The 25,551-nt window shown below is 40.8% G+C and carries 23 protein-coding genes, 2 pseudogenes and 1 riboswitch; of the genes and pseudogenes, 21 read left to right on the plus strand and 4 right to left on the minus strand.

The annotated features are described in order from the left end of the window. The 13 genes from AC6IZR_RS03160 to AC6IZR_RS03220 all read left to right on the plus strand — a co-directional run bounded on the left by AC6IZR_RS03160 (position 1) and on the right by AC6IZR_RS03220 (position 14,557). Positions 1–1,164 carry a MalY/PatB family protein gene (locus tag AC6IZR_RS03160; RefSeq protein WP_201036728.1) on the plus strand — a complete coding sequence of 388 codons (1,164 nt, stop codon included), beginning with the start codon at positions 1–3 and terminating at the stop codon, positions 1,162–1,164. A gap of 35 nt (positions 1,165–1,199) precedes the next feature. Then, a riboswitch (M-box (ykoK) riboswitch) is annotated at positions 1,200–1,357 on the plus strand. A gap of 207 nt (positions 1,358–1,564) precedes the next feature. After that, positions 1,565–4,225 (plus strand): magnesium-translocating P-type ATPase, encoded by a 2,661-nt coding sequence (mgtA, locus tag AC6IZR_RS03165; RefSeq protein WP_347112400.1) that lies wholly within the window; start codon positions 1,565–1,567, stop codon positions 4,223–4,225. Between the two features lie 219 nt (positions 4,226–4,444). After that, on the plus strand, positions 4,445–5,074 hold the full coding sequence (gene upp / locus AC6IZR_RS03170; RefSeq protein WP_003005574.1) for a uracil phosphoribosyltransferase: 630 nt from the start codon (positions 4,445–4,447) through the stop codon (positions 5,072–5,074). Positions 5,075–5,203: 129 nt separating this feature from the next. Further along, a complete protein-coding gene (clpP, locus tag AC6IZR_RS03175) occupies positions 5,204–5,794 on the plus strand; it encodes an ATP-dependent Clp protease proteolytic subunit ClpP (protein WP_214254694.1) in 591 nt (196 codons plus the stop codon). A 277-nt stretch (positions 5,795–6,071) separates the two neighbouring features. Next, positions 6,072–6,350: a DUF2129 domain-containing protein gene (locus tag AC6IZR_RS03180; protein WP_347112403.1), complete on the plus strand. Its 279-nt coding sequence runs from the start codon at positions 6,072–6,074 to the stop codon at positions 6,348–6,350. A gap of 108 nt (positions 6,351–6,458) precedes the next feature. Beyond that, the gene (locus tag AC6IZR_RS03185) at positions 6,459–7,616 is read left to right on the plus strand and encodes an ABC transporter substrate-binding protein (RefSeq protein ID WP_061455012.1); all 1,158 of its coding nucleotides are present in this window, start codon (positions 6,459–6,461) and stop codon (positions 7,614–7,616) included. Positions 7,617–7,697: 81 nt separating this feature from the next. Beyond that, a complete protein-coding gene (locus AC6IZR_RS03190) occupies positions 7,698–8,567 on the plus strand; it encodes a branched-chain amino acid ABC transporter permease (RefSeq protein ID WP_049515409.1) in 870 nt (289 codons plus the stop codon). A 3-nt stretch (positions 8,568–8,570) separates the two neighbouring features. Continuing rightward, a complete protein-coding gene (locus AC6IZR_RS03195) occupies positions 8,571–9,518 on the plus strand; it encodes a branched-chain amino acid ABC transporter permease (protein WP_048689708.1) in 948 nt (315 codons plus the stop codon). Then, positions 9,518–10,282, plus strand: a complete 765-nt coding sequence (locus AC6IZR_RS03200; protein WP_003005595.1) for an ABC transporter ATP-binding protein — start codon at positions 9,518–9,520, stop codon at positions 10,280–10,282. The genes AC6IZR_RS03195 and AC6IZR_RS03200 overlap by 1 nt, the downstream gene beginning before the upstream one ends. Beyond that, complete coding sequence (locus AC6IZR_RS03205; RefSeq protein ID WP_003008277.1) at positions 10,282–10,992, plus strand: ABC transporter ATP-binding protein; 711 nt, start codon at positions 10,282–10,284, stop codon at positions 10,990–10,992. The genes AC6IZR_RS03200 and AC6IZR_RS03205 overlap by 1 nt, the downstream gene beginning before the upstream one ends. Positions 10,993–11,435: 443 nt before the next feature. After that, complete coding sequence (locus AC6IZR_RS03210) at positions 11,436–12,302, plus strand: Rgg/GadR/MutR family transcriptional regulator (protein ID WP_049516195.1); 867 nt, start codon at positions 11,436–11,438, stop codon at positions 12,300–12,302. Positions 12,303–12,511: 209 nt separating this feature from the next. Further along, positions 12,512–13,750, plus strand: coding sequence for an MFS transporter (locus AC6IZR_RS03215; protein WP_049516198.1), 1,239 nt, complete (start codon positions 12,512–12,514; stop codon positions 13,748–13,750). A gap of 150 nt (positions 13,751–13,900) precedes the next feature. Then, on the plus strand, positions 13,901–14,557 hold the full coding sequence (locus AC6IZR_RS03220) for a CBS domain-containing protein (RefSeq protein ID WP_497848773.1): 657 nt from the start codon (positions 13,901–13,903) through the stop codon (positions 14,555–14,557). Positions 14,558–14,598: 41 nt separating this feature from the next. On the opposite strand, the gene AC6IZR_RS03225 is transcribed toward AC6IZR_RS03220, so the two are convergent. After that, entirely contained in the window at positions 14,599–15,486 is an 888-nt protein-coding gene (locus AC6IZR_RS03225) for a YitT family protein (RefSeq protein WP_254727188.1), read from the minus strand. 149 nt (positions 15,487–15,635) lie between these two features. Between AC6IZR_RS03225 and tmk the strand changes: the two genes are divergently transcribed. The 7 genes from tmk to AC6IZR_RS03260 are packed head-to-tail and all read left to right on the plus strand — an operon-like array spanning position 15,636 to position 19,787. After that, a complete protein-coding gene (gene tmk / locus AC6IZR_RS03230) occupies positions 15,636–16,274 on the plus strand; it encodes a dTMP kinase (protein ID WP_205011643.1) in 639 nt (212 codons plus the stop codon). Next, entirely contained in the window at positions 16,271–17,164 is an 894-nt protein-coding gene (locus tag AC6IZR_RS03235) for a DNA polymerase III subunit delta' (protein ID WP_497848774.1), read from the plus strand. Before tmk ends, AC6IZR_RS03235 begins: the two co-directional genes overlap by 4 nt. Before the next feature lie 9 nt (positions 17,165–17,173). Beyond that, a complete protein-coding gene (gene yabA, locus AC6IZR_RS03240; protein ID WP_003005416.1) occupies positions 17,174–17,494 on the plus strand; it encodes a DNA replication initiation control protein YabA in 321 nt (106 codons plus the stop codon). A gap of 2 nt (positions 17,495–17,496) precedes the next feature. Next, complete coding sequence (gene rsmI, locus AC6IZR_RS03245; RefSeq protein ID WP_214254701.1) at positions 17,497–18,354, plus strand: 16S rRNA (cytidine(1402)-2'-O)-methyltransferase; 858 nt, start codon at positions 17,497–17,499, stop codon at positions 18,352–18,354. Positions 18,355–18,371: 17 nt separating this feature from the next. Further along, a complete protein-coding gene (locus AC6IZR_RS03250) occupies positions 18,372–18,953 on the plus strand; it encodes a GNAT family N-acetyltransferase (RefSeq protein ID WP_003008260.1) in 582 nt (193 codons plus the stop codon). Then, a complete protein-coding gene (locus AC6IZR_RS03255; protein ID WP_414333652.1) occupies positions 18,937–19,428 on the plus strand; it encodes a methylated-DNA--[protein]-cysteine S-methyltransferase in 492 nt (163 codons plus the stop codon). The genes AC6IZR_RS03250 and AC6IZR_RS03255 overlap by 17 nt, the downstream gene beginning before the upstream one ends. Positions 19,429–19,433: 5 nt before the next feature. Beyond that, positions 19,434–19,787: an arsenate reductase family protein gene (locus AC6IZR_RS03260; protein ID WP_003013024.1), complete on the plus strand. Its 354-nt coding sequence runs from the start codon at positions 19,434–19,436 to the stop codon at positions 19,785–19,787. Between the two features lie 54 nt (positions 19,788–19,841). Here AC6IZR_RS03260 and AC6IZR_RS03265 read toward each other — a convergent pair. From AC6IZR_RS03265 to AC6IZR_RS03275, 3 genes and pseudogenes are all read right to left on the minus strand, one after another. Beyond that, positions 19,842–20,971 (minus strand): annotated as a pseudogene (locus AC6IZR_RS03265) (IS3 family transposase). A 181-nt stretch (positions 20,972–21,152) separates the two neighbouring features. After that, positions 21,153–23,057: an LPXTG cell wall anchor domain-containing protein gene (locus AC6IZR_RS03270; protein ID WP_497848775.1), complete on the minus strand. Its 1,905-nt coding sequence runs from the start codon at positions 23,055–23,057 to the stop codon at positions 21,153–21,155. A gap of 206 nt (positions 23,058–23,263) precedes the next feature. Then, positions 23,264–23,494: pseudogene (locus AC6IZR_RS03275) on the minus strand (YkgJ family cysteine cluster protein); the annotation flags it as partial. A 207-nt stretch (positions 23,495–23,701) separates the two neighbouring features. Here AC6IZR_RS03275 and AC6IZR_RS03280 point away from each other — a divergent pair. Beyond that, positions 23,702–25,243 (plus strand): ABC-F family ATP-binding cassette domain-containing protein, encoded by a 1,542-nt coding sequence (locus tag AC6IZR_RS03280; protein ID WP_371585193.1) that lies wholly within the window; start codon positions 23,702–23,704, stop codon positions 25,241–25,243. Positions 25,244–25,551 lie beyond the last annotated feature (308 nt).

Consider the following 25,551-nt stretch of genomic DNA (forward strand, 5'->3'; position numbering starts at 1 on the left):
ATGACCAAATATGATTTCACGACTTTACCGAATCGCTTGACCCACCATACCTACAAGTGGAAAGAAACTGAGACAGATCCAGAAATCATTCCGGCTTGGATCGCGGACATGGATTTTAATGTCATTCCAGAAGTACGAGAAGCTGTTATCGGCTATGCTGACCAAATGGTCTACGGCTATACCTATGCATCGGATAGCCTCTACCAGTCTATCCTTGATTGGGAAAAAGAAGAGCACGGCTATTCCTTTGACAAGGAAGCTGTCGTCTTTATCGAAGGTGTTGTTCCAGCCATTTCAACAGCTATTCAAGCCTTTACTAAGGAAGGGGATGCTGTCTTAATCAATACGCCGGTCTATCCTCCATTTGCCCGAAGTGTCAAGCTTAATCGTCGAAAATTGATCGAAAATTCATTAGTTGAAAAGGATGGTCTTTTCCAAATTGATTTTGATCAGCTGGAAAAAGACATTGTGGAGCAAGAGGTTAAACTCTATGTTTTGTGTAATCCGCACAATCCTGGAGGCCGTGTTTGGGATCGTGAAGTCTTGGAAAAAATCGGCCACCTCTGTCAAAAACATGGTGTCCTTCTCGTTTCAGATGAGATCCACCAAGATTTGGCCTTGTTTGGCCACCGTCATACTAGCTTTAATACGGTTGATCCAAGCTTTAAAGATTTCAGCTTGATCTTAACTAGTGCAACCAAGACGTTCAATATTGCAGGAACAAAAAATTCCTATGTGGTCATTGAAAATCCAAAGCTTCGTACGGCTTTTAAACAACGGCAATTGGCCAATAATCAACATGAAATTTCAGGCTTGGGCTATATTGCAACAGAAGCGGCTTATCGCCATGGTAAACCTTGGTTGACAGAGCTCAAGCAAGTCTTTGAAAAACACATCGACTATGTGGTAGATGAATTGCATGAAAAAACCAAAATCCGTGTCATGAAACCCCAAGGCACCTATCTTCTTTGGTTGGACTTTTCAGCCTATCCTTATACCGATGATGAGCTGCATGCTAAAATCCATGACCAAGCCAAATTGATTTTGAACCGTGGAACAGATTTCGGAAAAGAAGGAACCTTGCATGCCCGCCTCAATGTGGCAGCTCCCTTCACCCTCATTGAAGAAATCACCAAACGCTTGGTGGAAACTTTTCACAAATAAGTGTTGACTTTCTGTAAGTGAAGGAGTACAATATACTCGAAATACGGTAGGTGAGGCTACCACAAGGATACGGATGACTACCGCAAAGCAGTGGAGACACTACTCGTTGGTCAACAGTTCTGATCGCAAAGGTCAAGACTAAGTTCATTTCATTGCCTTGTGGAGCTAAAGCTTGGACGGTCAGTTTTTTGAGAGTTTTGATTGAAAAATAAATGACGAGTTTCATGAGTCCTACCGATCGAGGGTAGGACTCTTTTTTATGCCTTACCAAGAAAAGAGAAAGGAGAGAGCTATGATACAAATCGACGATCATCCCGAACCGCACCGAACCAGCCAATCGCTGATTTGTGTCGTAGGGACTCCAAAAGTGATTGGCTCCTGATTGAAAAAGGAGATACTAATGCAAACAAATAAAGAAAGACTCATTGCTGCTCTTCAAGAACCACTTGAAAGCACCTTTGCCAACTACAAAACCAGTGCCCTTGGTTTGGTTGACGATAAAGTAGAAGAAAACCGTGATATTTATGGCGAAAATGTCATCACAAAAGGTCAAGAAGATTCCATGATCAAAAAGATCTACGAATCGATCATCAATCCTTTTACGGTGATTTTGTTGGTCATTGCGCTGGTTTCCTTCATTACTAATGTCTGGCTAGCAAAACCAGGTGAACAGGATCCAACGACCTCCATCATCATTGTGACCTTGGTCTTGATCTCTGGTGGTATCCGCTTCATTCAAGAATTGCGGAGCGACAAAGCAGCTAGCAACTTATCACGTATGATTGTCAATACAGCGACCGTTCTGCGTGATGGATCGGAACAAGAAATTCCGATCGATGAAATCGTCGTAGGAGATGTGATCAAACTGAGTGCCGGCGATATGATTCCAGCAGATGTGGTCTTGATTGATTCCCGTGACTTCTTTGTCCAACAATCTGGTCTCACGGGGGAAAGTGATGCTGTTGAAAAGGTTTGTCTCAGAAAAGCCGACAGTCAAAATCTAGATAGTCTCTTGGAAAGTGAAAGTTTGGCCTTTATGGGGACCAATGTCATCTCCGGACGGGCGACAGCCTTGGTCTTGGTCGTGGGAGATGAAACCATGATGGGAGCTATTGAGCAAACCATCAACACTTATGACGAACCAACCTCATTTGAGAGAGAAATGAATACCATCTCTTGGCTCTTAATTCGGCTCATGTTAGTGATGGTGCCCATTGTCTTTGTGATCAATGGCCTCACAGATGGTGACTGGTTAGAAGCGGGTGTCTTTGCCCTCAGCGTTGGGGTTGGTTTGACTCCGGAAATGCTGCCGATGATTATTACAGCGAGTCTTGCTAAGGGCTCCATCATTATGGCAAAAGAAAAAGTCGTTATCAAAAAGCTCAATGCCATCCAAGACCTCGGCGCTATCGATATTTTGTGTACTGATAAGACAGGAACCTTGACCCAAGATGAAATCGTTTTGGAGTATCCGCTTGATATCCATGGCGAGTTGGATCTATCAGTCCTTCGCCGGGCTTACTTGAATTCCTATTTCCAAACCGGGCTAAAAAATTTGATGGACCGAGCGATTATCAATCGGACCCAGAAAGAAGCCAAGAAACATGAAATTGTTCGCGACCTGGATCAAACCTTCCATAAGATTGATGAATTGCCCTTTGATTTTGAACGTCGTCGCATGAGTGTCATTGTCAAAGACGAAGACGGTGTGGTCAGCATGGTGACCAAGGGTGCCTTGGAAGAAATGCTTTCTGTATCGACTTATGTTGAATACAAAGGTGAGATTAAACGCCTGACAGATGAAGTTCGTCAAGAGGTCCTCGCTGAAGTTGCTCAGTTAAATGAACAAGGACTTCGTGTTTTGGGTGTTAGCTACAAAACCGATTTGGACGAAAATGACATCTTTAGTGTTGAAGATGAACGAGACATGATCCTAACTGGTTACCTTGCCTTTCTTGATCCACCAAAACCTTCTGCAGCTCCAGCGATCAAAGCTCTTGCAGAATATGGGGTAACCACCAAGATCTTAACTGGGGACAATGAAAAGGTCACCCAAGCTGTCTGTGAAAAAGTAGGACTAGATGTCGAGCGGATTCTTTTGGGAAGCGAAATCGATACGATGACAGACCAAGAGTTAGCACAAGTTGTGGAAACAACAACGGTCTTTGCCAAATTATCACCAGATCAAAAAGCGCGGATCATCCTCTGCCTCAAGAATAATGGCCACAAGGTTGGTTACATGGGAGATGGGATCAACGATGCTCCATCCATGAAGGTCTCAGACGTTGGGATCTCCGTGGATACCGCTGTGGATATTGCCAAGGAAACAGCAGATGTCATCCTTCTAGATAAGGACTTGATGGTTCTTGAAAAAGGCTTGGTCGAAGGCCGCAAGGTCTATGCCAATATGACCAAGTACATCAAGATGACGGTCTCTTCTAACTTCGGGAACATCTTCTCTCTTCTCTTTGCCAGCATCTTTTTGCCTTTCCTTCCAATGGCTCCCGTTCATTTGATTGTGCTCAATCTTATCTATGATCTTTCTTGTATCGCCCTTCCTTTTGACAATGTCGACAAGGAATTTCTCAAGAAACCTCGTATCTGGGAAGCAAACTCTATCATGCGCTTTATGGCCTGGATTGGTCCAATTTCATCTGTATTTGATATTATTACCTACATGCTTCTTTACTTCCTTGTTGTTCCTATGATTTTAGGTCATGGCTACAACCATGGAGCAGCAGATGCAGCAGCCTTTATCATGGTGTTCCAAACTGGATGGTTTATCGAATCTATGTGGTCTCAAACCATGGTTATCCATATGTTGCGTTCACCAAAACTTCCATTTATCCAAAGTCGTCCAGCCTTCTCAGTCGTGGTGACGACCCTAGCAGCAGCCTTCTTTGTAACCTCCCTTCCATATAGTCCTTTGGCTTCTATCTTGAAGTTGAGCCAACTAAATGGATTGTACTTTGTTCTATTGTTTGCGATTATCGTCCTCTATATGCTGAGTGTGACGGTTGTCAAACGTATCTATATTAAGAAATACAAAGAATGGTTGTAATTGATTGATAGAAAGAGTGAGTCCGAACTTAAAAAATTAAGTGTAAGGGCTCTCTTTTTTTGGTAAAATTTGGTATAATAAGAAGAATGTAAAGTTGGAAATGAAGATTTCCATGTGCTGTGAGTATCAAAGAGGGACTGAAAGAAAGAGTAGAGCTTGACTCCGCTTTTATCATAGCTCTTTTTTGAATAATAACAGCTTAGAAAGAAGGATCTCAAAATGGGAAAATTAGAAGTTATTACACATCCACTGATTCAACACAAATTGTCTATTCTCCGTCGCACGGATACCTCTACGAAGGCCTTTCGTGAATTGGTAGATGAAATTGCTATGTTGATGGGCTACGAAGTGTTGCGTGAATTGCCTCTTGAAGATGTTGAGATTGAAACTCCTATTACTAAAACCGTTCAAAAGCAAATCGCAGGGAAGAAATTGGCTATTGTCCCAATTCTTCGTGCAGGGATTGGGATGGTCGATGGTCTCTTGAGTTTGGTACCAGCTGCTAAGGTTGGCCATATCGGGATGTACCGTGATGAAGAAACCTTGAAACCAGTTGAATACTTGGTGAAATTGCCAGAAGATATTGATCAACGTCGTATCTTTGTAGTAGACCCGATGCTTGCTACGGGTGGATCTGCTATTCTAGCTATTGATTCCTTGAAAAAACGTGGCGCTAGCCATATCAAGTTTGTCTGCTTGGTATCAGCGCCAGAAGGGGTGAAAGCTCTTCAAGAAGCTCACCCAGATGTTGATATCTTTACAGCAGCCCTCGATGATCATTTGAATGAACATGGCTACATTGTTCCTGGTCTTGGAGATGCAGGTGACCGTTTATTCGGTACCAAATAAAGAAACCATTCATTATAAGTTCGAAAGGTGCTTAAGATTTGACCTTTTTTGACCATTAGTTTATAATAGCACATATACTTTGAACCTCACGAATCGTGAGAATGAATGGATGCTAAAGGAGAAGAATAGATGATTCCAGTAGTTATTGAACAAACCAGTCGCGGAGAGCGTTCTTACGATATTTATTCCCGTCTGTTGAAAGATCGAATTATCATGGTAACAGGACCAGTTGAGGACCAAATGGCTAACTCCATTATCGCTCAATTACTCTTCTTGGATGCCCAAGATAATACAAAAGATATCTATATGTATATCAATACACCAGGGGGTTCTGTCTCTGCAGGTCTCGCCATCGTAGATACTATGAACTTTATCAAGTCAGATGTTCAAACCATTGTCATGGGGATGGCAGCTTCTATGGGGACTGTCATTGCTTCAAGCGGTGCGAAGGGCAAACGCTTCATGTTGCCAAATGCAGAGTACATGATTCACCAACCAATGGGTGGTACTGGTGGCGGTACCCAACAAACTGATATGGCCATTGCAGCAGAACACTTGCTCAAAACACGGAATAACTTGGAAAAAATCCTTGCGGAAAATTCAGGTCAATCCATTGAAAAAGTGCATGCAGATGCTGAACGTGACAATTGGATGAGCGCGCAAGAAACTCTTGAATATGGCTTTATTGATGAAATCATGGCCAACAATAATTTGGGCTAAACCATCCTGTGGGAAGGTCCGTCAAGAGGCTGGGACAAAAGTCCTAGCCTCTCAATTATTTTTGGATTGTCGAGCAAGACGCAGTGGTTGAGTGGGCTCTACTACGCTGATTTCATCAGCTTTTACAGCCCTACTCAACTGTGCGGAGGTGGGACGACGAAATCGAATTTTAACGAATTACCGATTTCTGTCCCACTCTCTTTTTTGCTCTCATAAAAGAGTAGTTCTTTTTCTTGAAATTTGATATACTAGTAACAGAACGAGAAAGGGATTGACCATGTTTGAGAAACAAGAAAGAACAGGCTTGATTGTCAAGTTGTATTACAATCGAGATGGGAAAAAATTACAATCTGTCGGAGATGTCTTGTACCATTCTAAGAAATGCCGTTATGTCCAATTGTATGTGGACAGTGACAAGGCCGATCAAGTCATGGAAGACTTAAAGAAAGAACGTTATGTCAAAAAGGTCTTGCCTTGCCATCTCAAAGATTTAGATACGGATTTTGTGGGGAGTTTGCAGCGATTGGAGGTCCCATCCGTGGTCACAGAAGGATAGAAAACGCAATCATTTGATGGATTGCGTTTTTTTTATTGACAATTGTCAGATAATTCGGTATATTCTTAATGTATTTAATTTAAGATTCATTTAAGGAGATCATTACAAATGAAGAAAAAATTTGCTCTTTCATTTTTAACCATTGCAAGTGTCGCTCTTCTTGCGGCTTGTGGTGAAGTTTCTACTTCAGGTTCAAACACAACTGGTAACGAAATCGGTAAAGAACTAAAAGTCGGTTTTAACTTTGAAAAAACTGGTGAAGTAGCAGCCTACGGTAGTGCTGAACAAAAAGGTGCTCAATTGGCCGTTGATGAAATCAACGCTAAGGGTGGAGCTGACGGTAAGAAGATCGTTGTCACAGATAAAGATAACAAATCTGAAACAGCTGAAGCAGCAACAGTCACTACAAACCTTGTCACTCAATCAAAAGTAAACGCTCTTGTAGGACCTGCAACTTCTGGTGCAACTGCAGCAGCCGTTGCCAATGCTGGTAAAGCAGGTGTTCCATTGGTAACACCATCTGCAACTCAAGATGATTTGACAAAAGGTCAAGATTACCTTTTCCGTGCAACCTTCATCGATAGCTTCCAAGGAAAAATCATTTCAAAATATACAACTGATAACTTGAAAGCGAAGAAAGTCGTTCTTTACTACGATAACTCATCTGACTATGCTAAAGGGATTGCTGAAGCCTTCAAGAAATCTTATAAAGGTGAAATCGTAGCAACAGAAACGTTCCAATCTAAGGATACAGACTTCCAAGCTGCTCTTACAAAAATCAAAGATAAAGACTTCGATGCCATTGTTCTTCCAGGTTACTACACTGAAACTGGTAAGATCGTAAACCAAGCGCGTGGTATGGGAATCAAACAACCAATCATTGGTGGTGATGGATTTAGCGATGCGAAGTTCGTTGAACAAGCAACACCTGCTGCAGCTACAGATATCTACTACGTAGCTGGATTCTCTACTGAAGGTGAAATGACTGATAAAGCCAAGAAATTCGTAGAAGCATACAAAGCGAAATACAATGAAGAACCTTCAATGTTCGCAGCTTTGGCTTATGACTCAGTTTACATGGTTGCAGAAGCATCTAAAGGTGCTAAGAACTCTGTCGAATTGAAAGACAACCTTGCCAAGTTGAAAGACTTGGAAGGTGTGACTGGTACAATGTCAATCGACAAGAACCACAACCCGGTTAAATCAGCTCTTATGATTGGCTTGAAAGATGGTAAAGTCAAATCTGTTGAGTCTGTTAAACCATAATTATCATTTGTTGTTTGTACAAGAGGCTGGGAGAATAAAAATTCCTGGCCTCGCTCTTTATTGTTAGAAAGGATGGTTCAAATGCTCCAGCAATTAGTGAACGGTCTAATCTTGGGAAGTGTCTATGCACTCTTGGCCCTTGGTTATACCATGGTGTATGGAATTATCAAATTGATCAACTTTGCCCATGGGGATATCTACATGGTAGGTGCCTTTATGGGGTATTTCTTATTGAATTCATGGAAAGTGAACTTCTTTGTAGCCTTGCTTCTAGCCATGGTTGGGACAGCTATTTTAGGGGTTGTGATTGAATACCTGGCTTATCGTCCGCTTCGTCATTCGACTCGGATTGCTGCCTTGATCACAGCCATCGGTGTCTCCTTCTTGCTTGAATATGGGATGGTCTTCTTTGTAGGTGCTAATACCCGTTCCTTCCCTCAAGTTATTCACACGGTTCGTTACAACTTCGGTCCCATTTCCATCTCCAACATTCAGTTGATGATCTTGGGAGTGTCTGTTTTCTTGATGGTCGCTCTTCAATTTATTATCCAAAAGACAAAGATGGGGAAAGCCATGCGTGCTGTATCTGTCGATAGTGATGCGGCTCAATTGATGGGGATTAACGTAAACCGTACCATCAGCTTTACCTTTGCTTTGGGATCAGCCTTGGCAGGTGCTGGTGGTGTCTTGATCGGTTTGTATTACAACTCGATTGAACCTTTGATGGGAATGACACCAGGGATCAAAGCCTTTGTCGCAGCCGTTCTTGGAGGAATCGGAATCATTCCAGGTGCGGCCCTAGGTGGATTTGTTATCGGTTTGTTGGAAACCTTCGCTACAGCGATTGGTCTTTCAGACTTCCGTGATGCCATTGTATATGCCATCTTGATTGTGATCTTGCTTATCCGTCCTGCAGGTATCCTCGGTAAAAATGTGAAAGAGAAGGTGTAAGCCATGAAACAAAATTTAAAAGTGAATTTAGTCTGGCTTGGTCTTTTGGTCGCAGGTTTTGCCTTGATCCAAGTCTTGGTTGCAGCGGGTGTGCTCAACCTCTTCTATATCCAAATTTTAGAACAAATCGGGATTAACATTATCCTTGCAGTTGGCCTGAACCTCATTGTTGGTTTCTCAGGTCAATTCTCACTCGGACATGCCGGATTTATGGCCATTGGTGCCTACTCTGCTGCTATTCTTGGTTCTAAATCACCAACCTACGGTGCTTTCTTTGGCGCTATGGTTTTAGGGGCCTTGATTGCAGGTCTCGTTGCCTTGATCGTTGGGGTTCCAACCCTTCGGTTGAAAGGGGATTACCTTGCGATTGCGACACTTGGGGTTTCTGAAATTATCCGGATCTTGATCGTCAATGGTGGTACTCTAACAAATGGTGCCGCTGGGATCCTTGGTTTACCAGCCTTTACAACTTGGCAATTGGTTTACCTCTTTGTCGTGATTACAACGATCTTTACGATTAACTTCTTACGCAGTCCAATTGGGCGTTCTACCCTTTCTGTTCGTGAAGATGAAATCGCAGCAGAATCTGTTGGGATTAATACGACTAAGGTTAAAGTCATTGCCTTTGTATTTGGTGCGATCACAGCGGCGATTGCTGGATCTCTTCAAGCTGGCTTTATCGGTTCTGTTGTTCCTAAAGATTACTCTTTCACCAATACCATTAATGTCTTGATCATTGTCGTGTTTGGTGGTTTGGGATCAATGTCAGGAACAGTTGTAGCAGCTATCGTCTTGGGGATCTTGAACATGGTGCTTCAAGACTTCTCAAGTGTCCGTATGATCATTTACTCATTGGCTTTGATTCTCGTAATGATCTTCCGTCCAGGTGGTCTTCTAGGAACATGGGAATTCAGCTTGAAAAAACTACTCTCAAAAAAGGAGGCTAACTAATGGCACTTCTTGAAGTAAAAAATTTAACAAAAAACTTTGGTGGTTTGACAGCCGTTGGGGATGTGACCATGGAACTCAATGAAGGGGAATTGGTTGGTTTGATCGGACCCAACGGTGCCGGTAAAACAACCCTCTTCAACCTCCTAACAGGGGTATATGAACCAAGTGAAGGGACCATTACCTTAGATGGTCAGCTACTAAATGGTAAAGCACCTTATAAAATCGCTGCAGGTGGTCTGGGACGGACTTTCCAAAATATTCGTCTCTTTAAAGACTTGAGCGTTTTGGACAATGTCTTGATTGCCTTTGCCAATCACCACAAACCACATGTCTTTGCTAGTCTTTTCCGCTTGCCAAGCTATTATAAGAATGAAGAAGCTTTGAAAGCAAAAGCTCTTGAATTGTTAGCCATTTTTGGTTTGGAAAAAGAAGCAGATACTTTGGCCAAGAATTTAGCTTACGGACAACAACGTCACTTAGAGATCGTTCGTGCCCTTGCTACAGAGCCAAAAATCCTCTTCTTGGATGAACCTGCTGCAGGAATGAACCCTCAAGAAACAGCAGAATTGACCCAATTGATCCGTCGCATTCAAAAAGAATTCAATATTACGATCATGCTGATCGAACACGATATGAGCTTGGTCATGGAAGTAACCGAACGGATTTATGTATTGGAATACGGTCGCTTGATTGCCCATGGTACGCCAGATGAAATCAAGACAAACAAACGCGTAATCGAAGCCTATCTTGGAGGTGAAGCCTAATGTCTATGTTAAAAGTTGAAAACCTCTCCGTACACTACGGCATGATCCAGGCTGTCCGAGATGTCAGCTTTGAAGTCAATGAAGGAGAAGTTGTTTCTCTTATCGGTGCCAATGGTGCTGGGAAAACCTCTATTCTTCGTACCATTTCAGGTTTAGTGCGTCCAAGTGCTGGGAAAATTGAGTTTTTGGGGCAGGAGATTCAAAAGGTTCCGGCTCAAAAGATTGTAGCTGCAGGACTCTCTCAGGTTCCAGAAGGCCGCCACGTCTTTCCAGGCTTGACCGTTATGGAAAACTTGGAAATGGGAGCTTTCTTGAAGAAAGATCGAGAAGAAAATCAAGCTAACTTGAAGAAAGTCTTCTCACGTTTCCCACGTTTGGAAGAACGGAAGAACCAAGATGCCGCTACCCTATCTGGTGGGGAACAACAAATGCTCGCAATGGGTCGTGCCCTCATGTCGACGCCAAAACTCTTGCTTTTGGATGAACCTTCTATGGGATTGGCCCCAATCTTTATCCAAGAAATCTTTGATATCATCCAAGATATTCAAAAACAAGGAACAACCGTTCTCTTGATTGAGCAAAATGCCAACAAGGCCCTTGCCATCGCGGACCGCGGTTATGTTTTGGAAACAGGGAAAGTCGTTCTTTCCGGAACAGGAAAAGAACTCTTAGCCTCAGAAGAAGTCCGCAAGGCTTACCTTGGTGGATAAGATTTCTAAAGTTTGTTTGAAAGGAAAAGATAGCGAAACCTTTCTTCGTATTGATGACAAAGAAAATTTAGAAACTTTCCTTAGGTGAGTACGGACGTCAGCGAACTTCTACGAAGTTCCATGACTTAGTTTTGAGCCTAAGGTCTCAAAACTCCCGAGTGCTTGAAACAATCTTGTTTCAAGCACTTTTCTCACGGCGGAAAGTTTCAATATACTCCCAAATGATTCAAAAAATAGCATAATTTCTATTATGAAGAATTATTAATCTTATATTATAGGAAAGATAGTTTTACAATATTCGAAAGAAAGGTCCTGAAGGCCTTTCTTTTTTCATTTTTACTGGCTGAGATTTTTTCTTAGTAAAATAATTTAAAATATATAATTTCCTTTATTAATTTGGTAAAATAAACGTAATTACTAATGACTGAAATGGATTATAAGTTATGCATATAGATCGAAAAATTCAATTGGGTGAATTATATAAGGAACTAAGAATTGCCAGAGGCTTAAAACAAAAGGATGTTGCTAGGAAAGGATTGAGCATAGCACAATTGTCTAAATTTGAAAATGGGCAAACGATGTTAAGTGCTGATAAATTATTAATAGCGATAGAATCAATCCACATGACTTTTGAAGAGTTTGGCCATAAATTAAATAATTATGAATTACCTAAAGATATTATTTTAGGTAAGAAGATATCCACTTTATTTTTGAAACAGGATATTAAAGGATTAGAGTATCTATTAACCGAAGTATTACAGAGTGAAGAGACGGATCGATATCAAAGAATTCAGTCATTCATTATTGAAAATGCGATACATTCATTAGATCAAAATTATGAAATAAATATAGAAGATAGAAAAGTATTGGTAGATTATCTATTTTCAATTGAATCTTGGACATGGTTTGAATTATATGTATTTGGAAATACAATGACTTTAATTTCAGATGAAGATCTATTATTTTTTGGGGATCAGCTTGCGGAAAGGACTAAAGATTATAATTTTCTTAAACACAATTTAAGTTCTTTAAAATTAACGTACATAAATTTAATTGGTGAATTAATTTTAAGAAAAATTGATACTCAAGTTCCATTGTTTATACTCGAGCTAGAAAAGCTTCTTTTCCCATATGATATGCTAGAAATCATGTTGTTAAAATTTTTAAAATTAGTAAATGGTTATTTAAAGTCAAAAATTTCTAAAAAGGAAATTAAACAGTTTATAGAGTCTCTTCGAGTTGTTGGTGATAGTCAACTGATTAATATTTTAGAGGTGAAATTGGACCAGTTTGGGATACATATAAATTAGGCAAAAGATTAGATGTATGAGATAGGATATTTCATATTTGAAACTCTGTTAAATATTTAAAATTTAGTAGTAAACTATATTTAGATATAACAATTAAATCCTTCGATATTTTGTTAATTCATATAGAAGAATAAAATAATTCTAATAATAAATATTTTTATTAGAATTTAAGTCATGTCTATTAAGTATCTACTAAGAAGGTATTGCAGATGAAAGTCTTTTTTAGAAATATTTTTTTTAGGAATCTGGTGTTGTCTAGTTTCTTCGATGATTTAGGATCAACTATTTATAATCTTGTTTTTGTGGTTTTTGCAGCAAGTATGGCGAATAGTAAATTGGCGGTTGGTGTAGCGAGTTTTATACAATATATTCCAACGATTTTTGCTCTTTTTATTGCAATGCAGGCTGACAAAACAAAGAATAAGAAATTGTGGTTGCTATTATTAGGATATATACAAGCAGTATTATTTATTATGGTTGCGTTCTTATCGAAAGAAAATTCATGGCTAGTTTTCTCAATTGTATGTTTCATTAACATCCTATCAGATTGTATTGCAGAGTACAGAAGAGGCCTAGTGTTACCTATGTTTCAGTCCCACATTCCCGAAGAAGAACTGATGGAAGCGTACTCTTTTGATCAAGTAATTAGTCAAATAACTTTGATTTCTGGTCAAACTTTGGGAGTTTGGTTACTAACGATTTCTCATAATAATTTCTTCTTTTTAGCTACAATAAATGCTATAAGTTTCTTATTATCATCGATGGTGTTGCTTAAAATTCAAAGACAATTGACACATCCAGAAGTTAATTATTCACCAGAAAATGGGTTTATCTCACAAATTAAGAACCTTTACAAAAATAGTAAAAGTATATTTAAATATCAAGAGAAAGTACGTTTTGGTCTAATGATTTTTTCAATTTTAGGATTAAATTCGCTAGGCGGTGCTATTTTAATAATGTACAATTTGAAATTTACAGAAATAACTCCCTTTGGTTTATCTTTTGCTCAGTCGGTGTTTTTACTTCAAACAATATTATTTGTTTCAGCCCTAATTGGTGGAATGACCCCTAATGATTATTTTTCTAAGCTTTCACTTATTAAAATACTTCAAATAGATAGTGGATTATTAATTTTAATAGGAATATGTGGTTGGATAAATGGTTTGGAAATTATTTCCTTTAGTGTGTTGGCATTTATGATGTATCTTAGTAGTAAGGTAAATCCCAAATTAAATAGTCTATTAATGGCAAAACTTCCACCGGAAATTCTTGCACAAACTAGTAGTTTTTTTAAGGTTATATCAGTATTATCAATGCCATTAGCAACTATTTTGTTTACAAGTTTATCCATTTGGAACTTTCAGTTTGCTTGGGGTGCATTCATATTATTATCTATTGTGGTATTTGTACTTTCCTTATTTTCTAATAAATCGGTTACTAGTGACTAAGACTAGTTTGCAAGATTTAAATGTTGAATAAAAAGGTACGTGTGTTTGATTTTTCTAAATTTTGAAAACAAGAGAAAACTGCTGAAAGCGTTTGAAATCATCTTTAAAATCAAGTATAATAAAACTAATAAAAACATAGGAGAACTTGTTATGGCTGTTAAAGATTTTATGACACGTAAAGTGGTTTACATTAGTCCAGATACGACAATTGCCCACGCGGCAGATTTGATGCGCGAACAAGGCTTACACCGTTTGCCAGTCATTGAAAATGATCAATTAGTTGGCTTGGTGACAGAAGGTACGATTGCAGAAGCAAGTCCATCTAAAGCAACCAGCTTGTCGATTTATGAGATGAACTATCTCTTGAACAAAACTAAGGTCAAAGATGTCATGCTTCGCGATGTCATTACCATCTCAAAATTTGCTAGCTTAGAAGATGCGACCTACCTCATGTATAAGAACAAGGTGGGAATTCTTCCAGTCGTGGACAATGAGCAAGTATCCGGTGTCATCACGGATCGTGATATTTTCCGTGCCTTCCTTGAAGTGTCCGGTTATGGAGAAGAAGGAGTCCGTGTACGCTTTGTGACGGAAGATAAGGTTGGCGTTCTCGAGCAAATCATTCACTTGATTGTAGAAGAAGGGTATAACATCGCCAATACAGTCAATATCCCAACCAAAGACGATCGTGTCGTTATCGAAGTCCAAATTGATGGGGTGACAAATCTAGAAGGAATCCGTAGTAAATTTGAAGCCAACGGTTTGAAAGTCGATGAAATCATTCGAACTAGCGCAAAAGCTATTTAATAAAAAATCAGGCTGGATGATCATCCAGTCTGATTTTTGTATTAACGAGTAATGGGTTGTTTTTCTCTATCTAAAGTGAAGCCTTCGCCGAGAATTTCATGGGCTTCGGAAATCGTAATAAAGGCGAATGGATCAATACGATTGATGATATCTTTCATTTGTTTCATCTCATTCCGCGAAACGACACAGTAGACGATATCCAGGTCCTTACGGCTGTAATAGCCCATCCCACGGATAAAGGTAATCCCGCGACCCAGATCGTCAGATACCTTTTGGGCAATTTCTTCTGGTTTAGATGTAACGATGAGGAAGCCTTTTCCAGCAAAACCACCTTCTCCAATCAAGTCGATCACAAGGGTGTCAATCAGGATGAAGAAGAGAGTATACATGGCGGTACGGACATCTTGGAAGACTACGACAACAGTTGTCAGAACAATGGCATCTACAATCAACATGAGTTTTCCCATACTGAGGGAAGTGTATTTATTAAAGATGCGAGCGAGGATATCTGTTCCTCCAGTAGTTCCTCCAGCATTGAAGATGATACCTAGCCCCAAACCAAGCACAACCCCTGAGGCAATACAGGCAAGCAGAATATCTCCTTTAAAGGCGTCAAAGATGAAGTGATGGTAGCGGTGGCTGAGGGGCATGGCTTCAAAAATAGCCATCCAAGCCGAAACCGAAAAGGTCCCCAGTAAGCTCAGATAAAGAGATTTCTTGCCCAGGAGCTTCCAAGCCAAAACGAAGAGAGGGATATTGATCAGCAAGTTCATGATGGATACAGGGATTTTGAAAAGGTAATAGGTGATCAAGGTAATCCCTGTCGCTCCTCCTTCATAGAAGTGAAAGGGAATGACTAAAAAATATATCCCAAACGAAAAAATGCCGGCCCCAAAAATGATAGCCAGAATATCTTTAAATTTAAACATGATAGGTTGTCTCCTAAAACTTTATAAGAATATTGTAACAAAAAAGTGAAAAAATGAAAATGACTTTGAAAAATTTTCTCTCCTAAAATACAAGATTTTTACCCTTATTTTTGGTAAAATAAAAAGAAGAAAAACAGAAAGAGGATACTATGGTAAACGGTACATTAATTTCATTTGAAGGTCCAGAAGGAGCGGGAAAATCATCGGTCCTAGAAGCCATTTTGCCTCTACTTGAAGAAAAAGGAATTCCTTTTATTACAACCCGTGAACCAGGTGGTGTCGACATTGCCGAAAAGATCCGCCAAGTCATTTTGGATCCAGACCATACTAGTATGGATGCCAAGACCGAGTTGTTGCTCTATATTGCTAGTCGCCGGCAGCATTTGGTGGAACGTGTCTTGCCAGCCCTTGCAGCTGGGAAGGTTGTCTTGATGGACCGCTTTATTGATAGCTCGGTGGCTTATCAAGGGTATGGTCGCGGTCTGAGTGTGGAAGATATCGAGTGGCTCAATCAATTCGCGACAGATGGTCTTAAGCCAGACCTAACCCTTTACTTTGATCTGGATGTCGAAGAAGGGCTCGCACGAATTGCGAAAAACCAAGAGCGGGAAGTCAATCGTTTGGATTTGGAAGGATTGGAGCTTCACCAAAAAGTCAGACAAGGTTATTTAGCCTTGTATGAAAAGGAACCAGAGCGCATCGTGAAAATCGATGCCAGTCAATCTTTTGAAGCAGTCTTTACGGATGTCTTGGCTGTTTTAGAAAATCGCTTGGGGACATTGAAATGAATCTAGAAGAGATCCAACAGCTCCAGCCAGAATTGGTGGAGCGCTTCACCCAGATCTTAGAACACAAACAGCTCAGTCATGCTTATCTCTTTACAGGTTCTTTTGCTAGTTTTGAGATGGCCCTCTTGCTAGCTCAAAGTCAATTTTGCGAAAATTTGCAGGGAGTCTGGCCTTGTGGCAAATGCCGTTCCTGCCGCTTGATTGAAGAAGAAGAATTCTCAGACGTGAAAATCGTGCGTCCAGTCAACCAGATCATTAAGACAGACCGCATTCGTTCGCTGGTTCAAGACTTTTCTCAATCAGGATTTGAAGGAAGTCGGCAGGTCTTTATCGTCCAAGATGCGGATAAGATGCATACCAATGCGGCCAACTCTCTCTTAAAAGTCATGGAAGAACCCCAGAGTGAGATCTATCTCTTCTTGTTGACATCCGATGAAAACTTGATCTTACCGACTATCAAGAGTCGGGCCCAGCAGGTCCATTTTCCTAAAAAGCAAGCCTACCTAACAGAACTGCTAGAAAAAGAAGGCTTGATCAAATCACAGGCAAATTTAGTAGCTCGTTTTAGTTTTAGTCTCGAAGAAGCAGAGCAACAAAAAAAGAATGCTACGTTTTTTGAACTAGCAAAAGTTTGTGATCAGTTCATCGAACGTTGTCAATCCAATTTGAATCGCGCCTATTTGGAAGTGACTCGATTGGTAAGCTTAGCAGATGATAAGGAAAAACAAAGCCAGGCCTTTCGTTTGATGGAGTTGGCTTTAGAAGAGCAGTTGCGCTTGAGTCGATCCCAGCAGTTGCTTGAGAAATTGAGTCTTGTTCGCAGGATGTGGAAGGCCAATGTTTCTTTTCAAAATGCTCTAGAATATATGGTTTTGAGCTTAGAAAGTTAAGGAGTCAGAATGAATAAAAAAGAATTATTTGATGCTTTAGACGGCTTTTCTCAGAATTTGTTGGTCACCTTGGCTGAAGTCGAAGCCATCAAGAAAAATTTGAAACAAGTCATCGAAGAAAATACAGCTCTTCGCTTAGAAAATGATAAATTGAGAGAGCGTTTGGGGGAAGTGGAGAAGACTTCATCCGCAAAGTCACAACACCATGGTCGTGAAAATTTGCAACGTATTTACAATGACGGTTTTCATATCTGCACTTATTCCTACGGTCAACGCCGTGAGAACGATGAAGAGTGTATGTTTTGTGACGAGTTGTTATTTAGGGAGTAAACATGCAGATCCAACGAAGTTTTAAAGGGGAAAAGAAAACTGGGGTGCTTTACCTGGTTCCAACACCGATCGGTAACCGGGAGGATATGAGTTACCGCATGGTCCAGACCCTAAAGGATGTGGACTTGATCGCAGCTGAGGATACTAGAAATACAGGCCTCTTACTCAAGCATTTTGAGATTACGACACCCCAGACCAGCTTTCATGAGCACAATGCCATGGAGAAAATTCCAGATCTGATCGCCCATTTAGAATCTGGAAAAGACTTAGCGCAAGTCTCAGATGCAGGACTCCCTAGTATTTCTGACCCTGGCCATGATTTGGTCAAGGCAGCGATTGAACGCGAGATTCCTGTCGTAGCTGTGCCTGGTCCTAGTGCAGGTATAACGGGTTTGATTGCCAGTGGCCTAGCCCCTCAACCTCATATTTTTTATGGATTTCTGCCTCGCAAAGAGGGGCAACAGAAGGCATTTTTCCAAGAAAAAGTGGCCTATCCGGAGACCCAGATCTTTTATGAATCGCCCCATCGAGTGAAGGCAACCTTAGAGAATATGTTGGCTGTCTATGGGGATCGTCCTGTTGTCCTGGTTCGTGAATTAACCAAGATCTACGAGGAATATACTCGCGGCAGTATTTCTGAGTTAGTCGCATTTCTTGAAGAAAATCCTCTCAAAGGGGAGTGTCTCTTGATCGTCGAAGGAGCCAAGGAAGAAGAGCTAGACCTAGAAGAGGTCGACTTGATCCAAGAGATCGATACCTTGGTCCAAGAGGGGATGAAGAAGAATCAAGCAATTAAACAGGTCGCCAAACAATACGGCCTGCAAAAGAGTGAGCTCTATGCTCGTTACCATCAAGACTAGGAAAGGTTGGAAGCAGGATGGAAATTAGAATGGCTTATCCCAACGAGATCAAGCGAATTATGGAAATCATCCAAGATGCCAAGGAAAGCCTGGCTCAAAGACAGGTCGACCAGTGGCAGGATGGCTATCCAGATGAAGAGATCATTTTTGAGGATATTCTAGAAAGTCGTGGCTATGTGGCCGTTGAAGATCAGGAAGTTGTCGCCTATGCAGCTGTCTACAAGGGCAACGAAGCGGCCTATAATGAGATTTACGATGGCAAGTGGGAGCATGACAACTATATGTATGTCACTTTTCACCGCGTGGCTGTAGCCAAAGAAGCTGCTGGCAAAGGGGTGGCTCAGACCTTCCTTCAAGGTTTAATCGAAGGAGAAAAAGGGCCAGATTTCCGTTGCGATACCCACCCGGATAATCTGGTCATGCAACATTTGCTTGAAAAATTGGGTTACCATTATTGTGGAAAGGTTCCCATTGATGGCGTCCGTCTGGCTTATCAAAAGATCAAACGAAAAGCAGAAACGAGTCTATTCCAAGTGGTCTCAGAAGAAGATCGCTGGGACCAAAGAGCAGAAGCGGCCTACAATGACTCTCTATCTTAAACAATTTTATGAAAGCCCTATGGGGCTTCTTTCGATCATTGTCAGTGAAGAAGGCCTTGTAGAGCTTGATTTTTATGATCCAAAAGAGGAGGCGCCTGATCCCTATGGGGCGCTGGAACAGATCCATCCCCACCATGAGAAGGTGAAGGAGTGGTTGGACCACTATTTTGCGGGAGATCCAATCGCTATCAGCTTTCCACTAGCGCCGCAAGGAACAGCCTTTCAAGAGCGGGTGTGGCAGTTATTGCGAGAGATCCCATATGGTGAGACCAAGACCTATGGCCAGCTGGCCCAGGATCTTTCTTGTGGTTCAGCCCAGGCCGTGGGACAGGCTGTCGGACGTAATCCCTTGACGATCTTAGTCCCTTGTCACCGTGTGATGGGAAAAGATGGACAACTGACGGGCTACGCGTCTGGACTCGATCGCAAACGCTGGCTCTTACACCATGAAGGAATTACCTGGAAGGAGAAGTGAAATCAATGTATACCTTTATTGAATACCCAAAATGTTCGACTTGTCGAAAGGCTAAATCAGAATTGGATGGTCTCCAATGTGAGTTTCAAAGCCAAAATATTGTCACAGAAACACCGACTAGCCAAGAATTGCAAGACTGGATGGCAGCTTCTGGCCTACCGATCAAGTCTTTCTTCAATACTAGCGGAATGAAATACCGAGAACTTGGTTTGAAAGATAAGGTGGATCAACTGACAGTGAAAGAAGCGGCGGATCTCCTTGCTTCAGACGGTATGCTGATCAAGCGGCCTCTGCTTGTCAAAGACGGAAAAGTTGTTCAAGTGGGCTACCGAAAACCTTACGCAGACTTAGGCTTGTAATTGAAAAGGGAGTTGGAGGCATTGCACCCCAATAATGGGACAAGAGACCCCCTCTTATGCGACCAGTTTTCTGTAATTTACAGGAGACTGGTCATTTAATTTTTGTTGAATTCTAGTTTCATTATAAAATATGATGTAATTTTTGACAATATCTATTATACTATCTTTAGTTAGGTTTCTCCACTTATGGAGATAGAAGGTTTCAGACTTGAGAACAGAATGGAACTATTCGATACGTGCATTATCTGCTGGTGTTCCTTTTCGGGACATAGAGCGGGTGATGCCTTTTTCTGTACAAGCTTGATAGTAGGCTTTTGAGGTGTAGACAGATCCCTGGTCGCTGTGTAAAAGTGCTCCTTGAGGTAGCTCAAGTTGATGAAGTGTGTCGAGCACAAAGTCCGTATCTTGACACTCGGAGATGCTATAAGCTACTATTTCACGATTATAGAGATCCATGATTGAAGATAGATAAAGTTTACAGTTTCCAAAGTAGAGGTAGGTGATATCTGTGACAAGCTTCTCCATCGGCTTGTCTGCCTGAAAATCACGATCCAGCTTATTGTCTGTTACATGGTAAGGCTTCCCTAATTTAGGTCCCTTCTTGGGACGGACACGGCAAAGGTAGCCCTTTTCCCTCATGATATGATAGACCTTCTTGCGATTAACGGCGAGGTTATAAACTTTCTTTAGTAAGCGAGTGATGGTTCGATAGCCGTAAATAAAGCGATTTGCCATACAGAGTTGTTCGATTTTATCTGCTATTTCGTCTCTTTTCTGAGAATTCTTACACTCCTGTTTCCAGCGATAAAAGGTGGAGCGTTTGACGCCGAAACACTCTAAAATAATAGATACAGGGCACGTTTTCTTTTACTCTTCCACTAGCTTGATAAGACTTACTTTGTCGATTTTCTTACCAAGCTCTGATACTTTTTTAGTAATTCTACCTGCAAACGTAACTGTTCGACTTCAGATAATTGTTTCATTCCTTTACCATAAGTATATTGTTTCCCCACAGGTTGGTGGAAACAGTACAATTCATCATTCTGATACCAACGCCACCAGGTTTTCACCTGAGTAGCATTTTTGATACCGAGGGTATCCATGATAACCTTATTTGATTTACCTGCCTTCTTCATTTCGATACAGGCTAGCTTAGTTTCTACCGAATATGCTTCTTTGACCATAACAAAACACTCCTGTTTCTAGTTTACCAGATTTCAACAGGAGTGTTTTCTTGTGTCTCATTTTATGGGTACAGTGCCAAAGTAAGATTTTTTCTATCTAACTTTTGGGGTGCAGTTCAATCCGTTGCTTTTTTTGGGGCCAAGAGATTATTGCCCCAGACTCTTTTATAAAACTATTTACTTAGTTCTCTGATTTTTTATTCTTTTTGAAAAGTGAAATACCAAAGATTCCAGCTAAAATAGCAAGAAGATTCATAGCTAATGGCGAATCAGAAGTTCCTGTATTTGGTAACTGAGCTTTTTCCGGAGCTGATTTTTTCTCAGAAGAATGAACTTTTTCTGGTTGAACAGGCTTTGGAGCTACCTCTGGATCTGGAGTAGGTTTAGGATCTGGAGTAGGTTTAGGATCCGGAGTTGGTTTAGGATCTGGAGTTGGTTTAGGATCTGGAGTTGGTTTAGGATCTGGAGTTGGTTTAGGATCCGGAGTTGGTTTAGGATCCGGAGTTGGTTTAGGATCCGGAGCTGGTTTAGGATCTGGAGTAGGTTTAGGATCTGGAGTAGGTTTAGGATCTGGAGTTGGTTTAGGATCCGGAGTTGGTTTAGGATCTGGTGTTGGTTTAGGATCTGGTTCTTTCTCATACTCATAGATAACATGAGTTGTACCTTCTTTTAACTGACCTGTTTCAGGTGCAGATGTTGAAGAAACACCAACTAGATTGTATTTTTTACCATCTACAGTGATAGAAGACGGACGCTCATCTGCGTTTTCAGCAGCATTATAGGTCACAAGATTTCCATCAGATCCATAAATAGAAGTTAATGGTGTGTCTTTATATGTTTCCTTGATAGACTGATTTGTTCCTTTGATCACATAATCTACCACTACATCTCCATAGTGAAGCGTAGAAACATCCTGGTCAGCCATATCTTCAAATTCTGAAGCATAGTATTTAACAGCACGATTGTATTTCAAAGAAAAAGTTTTAACATAACTAAAGAAGGTCTCAGGATTAATATTAACATCATGAGGAATAGTTTTCCAGTCACCGTTATTTGGTGTGATATGAGTAGCTGGGTTTGAAACTGACCTAATTAGATGGTCATTCTGAACATAAGTATCATCTACTAAACTTGGATTACCTAGAGCACCATAAGTTGCTTCCCCATTGTTGTCTGGATAATATGGTTGAATTCGATGATATTCTTCTAGGCTTTGGCAACCTTCTTCATATGAACCAACCCCACCACCATCTTGAGAACATTTCCAAGCAAATCTCGCGTCGATTGGTAAGTACTTGATTTTCTTAGCTTCCTCCAAGGGTACGGTCACAGAAACTCGAAAAGCTGTTGATCTAAATGTATTTGAAACAACAGCATATAAATTAACTGCATCATCAGTAGAGGTTGGATCAGTGAGATTACCGTCAACATCCTTCATATTAATAACGGAAGGTTTCTTACCAGCTGCTAGTTCCTCAGCAGTTGGAACATTCCCCCTTTCTTCATCAACAGGTTCATTATACGAAACCTCTTTCATTGGAACATTAACATCTACAGGATTTCCATTGGCATCATGTGTTCCGATCAAAGTGAAATTAGCTTTTGCACCTGAAATATTAGGAATACGGATACGAACACCGCGAACAGCTTGACCTTGATCACTTGAGTGCAATTCTTTGAAGGCTACAGTGTAATTGTAGACTACACTTTTACCATCCTCACTTAAATGTGCTGGAAGTCCTTCAACATTGACGTAACCACCTTCATCAATGATATTGCTACCAGTTGAATCTTCTTTCCCGCCAGTTGTAGCTTCGCTATTAGTTGAGATTTCTTCAGTTTTTGGTGAGGAAGCATTGGCACCCTCTTCGTCTGATTTTAGTGAGGTGTCACTAGTAGGGTCTGGTGCAACCTTATTGTCTACTGAAGAAGTGTTCTCAGCATCAGTTGAATTAGTAATACCTGATGTCACTGAAACATTTGCTGGTTCGCTATTAGTTTCATCAGCTTGAACTACTGACTGTGAAACCAAATTTAGAACAAAGACAGACATTGTAATGATGCCAAATTTAGTGAGTTTTTTCATACACTTTTTCTCCTTAATATGAAAGGGCTCATGCATAAGCAAAATCCTAGTCATTGATATTATTTTCACACACATTGTACTATATAAGCGCTTAGTTTGCAAGCGATTTCCTAATAAATTAAGAAATTATTCGTTTTTTATTTAAAAACGCGTAAAATCCACAAATAATCTATCATAAAATATAGAAAAAACGAATTAAGGCTCTTTTATTCAATATTTTCTTTTAATTTCTCAACAAAGAGATAGGCTGCTGGACAGGTTAAAGTGTTTTTGATCATTAGATTATTAATTTGATAGATTTTTTAACGATCTGTATGTGAGAACTCATGACAGGATTTGGAACGGATATCATAGATAGATCAGAGATTGTCACCTCCTAAAAATGGACAGGGCATAGATTTGAAGATCTTAACCCCATCCTCGTCTACCCGCAAAAACTCTGATTTTTTTCACGGCGGAAAATTTCGGTATATTCTTAATCAAATTTAAAAGTTAGATCTTATGTTGATTTCTTTACAAAATCGCTTAACATATTTTACTTAAAAAATATTTTTTTAAATTTCTAAAGGAAGTTGAAGTCCCTTTAATTTTTGCTGTGAAGATGATATAATCATACGAGTGAAATCAATGAAAGAGAGTCAATCATGAGTATTTTAGAGGTGAAAAATTTAAGCCACGGCTTTGGAGACCGGGCTATTTTTGAGGATGTGTCTTTCCGCTTGTTAAAGGGAGAGCATATCGGTTTGGTTGGAGCCAATGGTGAAGGGAAATCCACCTTCATGAGCATCGTGACCGGCAAGATGCAACCCGACGAAGGGAAGGTTGAGTGGTCTAAGTATGTGACGGCAGGTTACCTGGATCAGCATTCGGTCTTAGAAGAAGGACAAACGGTTCGCGATGTCTTACGGACCGCTTTTGATGAGTTGTTCACAGCTGAAGCTCGCATCAATGACCTCTATATGGCCATGGCGGAAGAGGGAGCCGATGTCGATGCTTTGATGGAAGAAGTAGGAGAACTCCAAGAGCGTCTAGAAAGTCGTGATTTTTATACCTTGGATGCCAAGATTGATGAAGTGGCGCGTGCTCTTGGGGTCATGGACTTTGGCATGGACACGGATGTGACCTCCTTGTCAGGTGGGCAACGGACCAAGGTCCTCTTGGCCAAACTCTTGCTAGAAAAACCAGATATCTTGCTACTAGACGAGCCAACCAACTACTTGGATGCAGAGCACATCGATTGGCTTAAACGCTATTTGCAGAATTATGAAAATGCCTTTGTCCTCATTTCCCACGATATTCCATTCTTGAATGATGTGATCAACATCGTCTACCATGTGGAAAATCAGCAGTTAACCCGCTATTCAGGAGACTACTACCAATTCCTTGAAGTCTATGAAATGAAGAAATCGCAATTGGAAGCGGCTTATGAGCGTCAGCAAAAGGAGATTGCTGATTTGAAAGATTTCGTAGCCCGCAATAAGGCGCGTGTGGCTACACGGAATATGGCCATGTCTCGTCAGAAGAAGCTGGACAAGATGGAACTCATTGAGTTACAAAGTGAGAAACCAAAGCCATCCTTTGAATTTAAAAATGCCCGGACTCCTGGTCGCTTTATCTTCCAGGCCAAGGATCTCCAGATTGGGTATGACCGTCCTTTGACCAAGCCTTTGAACCTAACGTTTGAACGCAATCAAAAGGTTGCCATCATCGGGGCCAACGGGATCGGAAAAACCACTCTCTTGAAGAGCTTGCTGGGAATCATCCCACCAATCGCTGGTGAAGTCGAGCGGGGAGATTACCTAGAGCTTGGCTATTTCGAGCAAGAGGTCGAAGGGGGCAATCGCCAGACACCGCTTGAAGCAGTCTGGAATGCCTTTCCATCTCTCAACCAAGCAGAAGTTCGTGCCGCCCTTGCCCGCTGTGGCTTGACCACCAAACATATCGAGAGCCAAATCCAGGTGTTATCCGGTGGGGAGCAAGCCAAGGTACGCTTCTGTCTCTTGATGAATCGTGAAAACAATGTCTTGGTACTGGACGAACCAACCAACCACTTGGATGTGGATGCCAAAGATGAATTGAAACGGGCTCTGAAAGAGTACAAGGGATCGATTCTCATGGTTTGCCACGAGCCAGACTTCTATGAAGGCTGGATGGACCAAATCTGGGACTTTAATGAATTGACGTAAAGACAAAAAGAGAACCGCATGGTTCTCTTTTCAGATTCTTCTTAGAAACTTTCCTTAGGTGAGTACGGACGTTAGGTGAAATTATCCAGTGGATGATTTCAGCAATCCAGGAAGTTCCATGACTAATTATTGAGCCTAAGGTCTCAATAATTCCGTGTGCCTGAAACAAATCTGTTTCAGGCACTTTTCTCACGGCGGAAAGTTTCAGTAGATGAATGTCTTAAATAATTAGAATTCATTTTTTTTACCAATGAATCTATTAGCTCATTTTATGTAAATTGTTTATCAATATCTTAAAAAGAGAACCT

The organism is Streptococcus mobilis (genome assembly GCF_059727625.1).